This is a genomic window from Streptomyces sp. NPDC007162 (genome assembly GCF_040634175.1).
Classification (GTDB): Bacteria; Actinomycetota; Actinomycetes; order Streptomycetales; family Streptomycetaceae; genus Streptomyces.
The window spans coordinates 1-5029 of the sequence record NZ_JBEYFC010000585.1 but is presented as its reverse complement, the minus strand read 5'-3'; the positions used below and the strand labels follow the sequence as shown (position 1 = coordinate 5029).

Below are 5029 nucleotides of genomic sequence, written 5' to 3'. Positions count from 1 at the left end.
GAGCATTCATCCGGCAGGCCCGTCGGAGTGGCAGAATCTCGTCCAGGGAGTTCCGGCTCATCGGGCTGATGCTGTCGCACGTATCGCACGGGATTACGCCGAGGCGTGGCTCAACGTTGCAGACATGCTCGAAGATAGTCACTGATGGGCCATTCAGAAAGCTTCCTCGCGTCAATCTCTGGTTGGTCACTGCTTGCCGTCGATTGGGCGCTCGAATACCTTCTGAATTGCTTGAGGATCCCTCAACGCCCGCAAATCCAAGAAGTTCTCGGAAATCTCTTCGACGAACAGGGGAAGTTCCATCATGAGATTGAAGAAGCCGCTCATTGGCGCCGTGCTCACCGCCGCCATGGTGACCGGCGTCGCTGGCACCGCTTCGGCGCACACTCAGGCGCCGCACCCTGCCCCGGTCGCCGCGGTCCAAGCGGCGCAGGGTTACTCGGACAGCGACGTGGTGGCCTTTCTGGTCTTCGGCCAGGGCAAGGCTGCCAAGGACCACCGGGAGCTGGCCAAGCAGATTCGCAGCCGTCGCTCCGACGCCTCGGTGACGCTCGCGCAGCTGTCGTACCTGATGAACAAGCTGCACCAGGCCGACCCGGGCTTCCACACCAAGGTGACGGAGGCGGTCCAGTCCAAGGACCCGTTCGTGGTGCAGCAGGGCATGGCGGCGCTGAACGACGACCTCAAGGCGGCCATGGCCTCGGACAGCAAGGCCAAGACCCTCAAAAGTGCCGACATCGCACGCCCGAACGGCTGGGTGTGGACCAAGTCCAACGTCGTGGCCGTGGCGAACATCGCGGCCGGCATCAACGTCGCGGTGGGCGCCAACGTCGCCGCGGGCGCCGAGGTCGCCGTGATTGTGGTGATTGCCCCGGCAGCGGCCAGCTACAGCTTCGATCTGAAGCAGTCGGACCAGCTCGACGCAGACGACTTCGTCGCGGCGGTCGCCTCCGCCCTCTGATTTTTCTCTGTGCAGGGTGGGCCGCCGCGCCGCGGTCGCGGCGGCCCACCCCCGGACTGGGCCGTCACCACGGCCGGAGTGTTCCGTCCATTCCAGAGGGAAAGGGAAACCGCGCATGTCGACGCCTGTCGCAAGACGGCAGCTGTACATCTTCGCGACCACGCTGGCGGTCATGGTCGCCTACCTTCTCGTAGCGCTCTTCTACACGCTGCCGAGCAACGCGCTCAGCAGCCGCCATTCCAAAGGCGCACGCCAGTACTTCAACGATGTCACTCCAGAGATCTGGGCCTTCTTCACCAAGGATCCAGATGGTGTCCAGATCGGCACGTATGCCTTCGATGGAAGGCATATCAAGAATCTCCTGAAGACCCCGCAGAGCCGTCCGTCGAACCTCTTCGGACTCGACCGCAGTCAGCGTGCCCAAGGCCCTGAGATCGCGTACATCAATACCTCGGTGACTCAATGGCAGCCGTGCGCGGGCAATTTGGAGATCTGTCTGCATGAAGCAGCGGCACGTCCCGCCGAGAAGATAAAGAACCACAACCCCGTGAGGACCGTGTGCGGGGACTCCTTCATCACTCAGGAACGCGTCGTGCCCTGGTCCTACCGGAACCTGGTGACGTACGACCGGCGCGTCGTCAGAATCGCCCACCTGGACGTCTCATGCTCATAGCCGTTCGTACCGCCGCTTCCGCCCTGTTCGAAGAGCAGAGCTCGCGACTCCAACTCCGGCTCAGTGGCTTTGACTTCCGCTCACGCTGGTTCGGCGTGGGACGCTCGCTGATCTGCTTCGCCGAGCTGACGGTGGTGCTCATCACCCCGTCGAAGGCGCTACTCACCCCGGTCCTGACCATCAGCGACGGCGCGCGCTGCGGGGGAGTGCGCGCAGCCTCCGCGTACTGCTTGGTGGGCGGCACCTCTCATGCAGAGCACGCCCGGTGGATCCTGGTCGCCGTGCTCCTGGTGGCCGCCATCGGATACCGGCCGCGCTGGACGGCGATCCCGCAACTGTGGGCCGTCTATTCGATCGCGGTGAGCATCACCGTGCCGGACGGTGGCGAATCCGTGGGCATGATCATGTCCCTTCTCATGCTGCCGATTGCCCTGACGGACAACCGGACCTGGCAGTGGAACCCACCGACCGAACCACTGAGCCCGTCCGGGCACGCTGTCGCCTACGCCGCCTTCTGGGCGGTCAGACTGCAGCTCGCCTACATCTATCTGGACACCGCCATCAGCAAGTTCGGCGTCGCCGACTGGGCCAACGGCACGGCCGAGTACTACTTCCTGCGCGACAACATGTTCGGCGTCGCCAAACCCTGGGCCGGCCCGCTGCTCGCACTCTCCAAGTACCCGTTGGTCGTGATCGGTATGACCTGGGGCGCGCTCGTCGTCGAACTCCTCATCGCCCTCTGCATCCTGGGCTCCGACCGCTGGCGCAAGGTGGGCCTGGTGCTCGACATCCTGCTGCACGGCTCGATCATCCTGCTTATGGGTCTGTGGAGCTTCGCCCTCGTCATGATCGGGTCCTCGGCCGTCGCGTCGATGCCACTGCTCCGTCTGTCGCCGGCCGCGGCGCCCGACGAGCAACAACCAGTCGAAAAGGGCGGCAATGCCAGCTCAGTTGACCACTCGGCGGCAGTGCTACGTTGACCCGGTGGCTAAGCTGGAAGTTTTGAGTGTCTCTGCGGGTTACCGAGGGCGGCCGGTGCTCCGGAATGTCAGTCTCGAATACGGCGCGGGAATCCACGTGCTGCTCGGCCCGAACGGCGCCGGCAAGACCACGGCGTTCCGTGTGCTCGCCGGGATTCTCGCACCCTTCGAGGGCAGCGTCCTCGTGGACGGCGTCGACCCGCACACGCACACGGAGGCCAAGTCCTTGATCGCCCTGGCCACGCACCGCTCGGCGCTCGCACCACGGCTGACCGTCGTGGACAACCTGCGGTACTGGGCACGCATCCTCGGCCTGCCACCGGGCCCTTCCGAACAGCGGATCGCGGAAGTCCTGGACCTGCTCGGCCTCACCGACCTCGCGGATCGCCGCATCGGCAGCCTCAGCCGTGGCCAGAACCAGCGGGCGGGCCTGGGGAAGGCGTTCCTAGGACGTCCGCCCATCCTGCTCCTGGACGAGCCGATGTCGGGCCTCGACCCGAGTACTACGACCCAACTCACCGAGTACTTAAGACATTTGGCGGACGAAGGACACACGGTCGTCGTCTCCACTCACGCCCTGGCAGACGCCAACCGCTATGCCGACGACGTAACGGTCCTGCAGGAGGGACGCATCGTAGGCCGAGGCGAACCGACCGCCCTGCGCACCGCCCTGCTCGGCAGCGCCTACCGGCTGCGCATCCGAGGCTCCGGCGACCTGCCGGCAGCTCTCGACCGGCTCGGCCACAGCTACGAGGAGCAGCAGCAGGGCGCCGTGGTTGTGGAGGTGCCTGACGAGGAGGCGGCGGAGGCGCTGGTCGCCTGTCTGGTGAGCGAAGGCATCGGGATCCGAGAAGTAGTACCCGCCCGGAACCCGCTGGAGGACGTCTACCAGCAACTGGAGACGGAAGGCGCATCCCGTGACGCGACGTAGCCTCCTCTTCGACGTCACTAGAGTCAGGATCTTGGCGTCCGCGCTGCTGTGGCGGATGAGGCGGGAACGACTAAGGAACTTCGCGACGGTGTTCCTGCCGTTCACGCTGACAGTCACCTCCGTGGTCGCCCTGCCTCTGCTGTCCGACGATTCGCACATGAACGGTGCGGCCAGCAGCTCCCGGCTCGGCCTGCAGTACGGGGCGCACGGGGACACGGTCGCGGCCGGGCTGCTGCTCGTCCTGATGCCCGGCATCGTCGCCCTGCACGGCACGGTGGGCGCAGGGCTCGCGGTGCGCAACGTGGTCGGTGCGGAGGCCGGGGTCGGCGCGCTTGAGGCGATGCTCGGCGCCCCGTACAACCCGTCGAGCATCGCAGGCGGGCTGCTCGGCTATGTACTCGTCGTCACGACGGGCCAGTGGGCGGTGATGAGCGCGCTCGCCGCCCTCGCTCTCGCGCTGTCCAGCGCCCTGCACCACGACAGCCTTGCGCCGGGCGCCGGCTACCTGACGCTCGCCCTCGTGCTCCCCCTCCTGGCCACCTGGGCGGGCGCGGCCCTCGCCCTGCTGCTCAACCTGCTCTTCCCACGCCTGTCCCAGCCCGGCGCCGGCGCCCTTGCGGGCAATGGCGGCGGCCTGGTCAGCCTGGCAGCGATGCTGCCCGGCTTCGGCGCCCTGCTCGCGATGTCCATCGCCCTGGATCCGCTGGGCCCGACAAGGCTGCTGTTGTACGCGGGCGGGGTGACCGTGCTGATCACGACAGGCAGCCTGATCGGCATCGCGAGAGGTTTCCGCCCGGAGTCGGTGCTGTCTTCCTCCGCATGAGCGACGTCGATGTAAGGCTGGAATACGAGGCAGCTACGCAAGATGACCGAGTCCAAGGTCGGCAGTCGTATGGGGTCAGTGATCGATGAACGGGCTGGTGGGTGTGGTGGTTGTGGCACAGGTCGCTGAATGCCGGCAGTCGCTGCACGACACGCACCACGATGCCGGGCCGGTCCTTGAGGGCGCAGCTGACCGACTCGATGACCTGACACCGCGGCTTGAACAGGAGGGAGTCGGCTCGTGGTCCCTCGCCCTTGCGCGCCGGTCGCAGTGGTCGTATGCCTGCTTCGGCCGGGGCAGTCTCGATGACACGGCTGTAGTGGTGCCGGTCGGCGACGGGGGCCTGCCCCGGCAGGCCGAAGGCCAGCTCCGGAACGGCGGCCAGCTGGTTGAGCAGCGCCTCACGCTTCTCGGCCTTCGCACCGATGAGGGCCAAGCCGACGGGACCTCCGTCCAGCGTGCACACCAGGTGCAGCCGGTGATACGGCGCGGGCTTTCAGCAGGTCGTCGGTCCTCACCTATAGCGCGGTCGCGAGGGGGCCCAAGTCTGCGGTTGCACACGGGCCCTGGGCTCCCTCACCTTCATGTGTGGGGCCTAGCCCTTAAAAAAACATCTAACAACCAGGCAAGGAATTCGGTAATGGTGAAGGTCCTCTTCGAC

At 66.2% G+C, this 5029-nt stretch carries 6 protein-coding genes; 5 read left to right on the top strand and 1 reads right to left on the bottom strand.

Going from position 1 to position 5029, the window contains the following annotated elements; translation table 11 throughout:
• Positions 1-186 precede the first annotated feature (186 nt).
• Entirely contained in the window at positions 187-342 is a 156-nt protein-coding gene (locus ABZ646_RS39825) for a hypothetical protein (RefSeq protein ID WP_360530604.1), read from the bottom strand.
• Between ABZ646_RS39825 and ABZ646_RS39820 the strand changes: the two genes are divergently transcribed.
• The 5 genes from ABZ646_RS39820 to ABZ646_RS39800 all read left to right on the top strand — a co-directional run bounded on the left by ABZ646_RS39820 (position 335) and on the right by ABZ646_RS39800 (position 4368).
• Positions 335-961 carry a sporulation delaying protein family toxin gene (locus ABZ646_RS39820; protein WP_360530601.1) on the top strand — a complete coding sequence of 209 codons (627 nt, stop codon included), beginning with the start codon at positions 335-337 and terminating at the stop codon, positions 959-961. The genes ABZ646_RS39825 and ABZ646_RS39820 overlap by 8 nt on opposite strands.
• A 115-nt stretch (positions 962-1076) precedes the next feature.
• Positions 1077-1634 (top strand): SdpA family antimicrobial peptide system protein, encoded by a 558-nt coding sequence (locus ABZ646_RS39815; protein ID WP_360530598.1) that lies wholly within the window; start codon positions 1077-1079, stop codon positions 1632-1634.
• Positions 1625-2614 (top strand): sporulation-delaying protein SdpB family protein, encoded by a 990-nt coding sequence (locus ABZ646_RS39810; RefSeq protein WP_360530595.1) that lies wholly within the window; start codon positions 1625-1627, stop codon positions 2612-2614. Before ABZ646_RS39815 ends, ABZ646_RS39810 begins: the two co-directional genes overlap by 10 nt.
• A gap of 55 nt (positions 2615-2669) precedes the next feature.
• The gene (locus ABZ646_RS39805; RefSeq protein ID WP_360530593.1) at positions 2670-3545 is read left to right on the top strand and encodes an ABC transporter ATP-binding protein; all 876 of its coding nucleotides are present in this window, start codon (positions 2670-2672) and stop codon (positions 3543-3545) included.
• Positions 3532-4368 carry a hypothetical protein gene (locus ABZ646_RS39800; RefSeq protein WP_360530591.1) on the top strand — a complete coding sequence of 279 codons (837 nt, stop codon included), beginning with the start codon at positions 3532-3534 and terminating at the stop codon, positions 4366-4368. Before ABZ646_RS39805 ends, ABZ646_RS39800 begins: the two co-directional genes overlap by 14 nt.
• Positions 4369-5029: the final 661 nt, after the last annotated feature.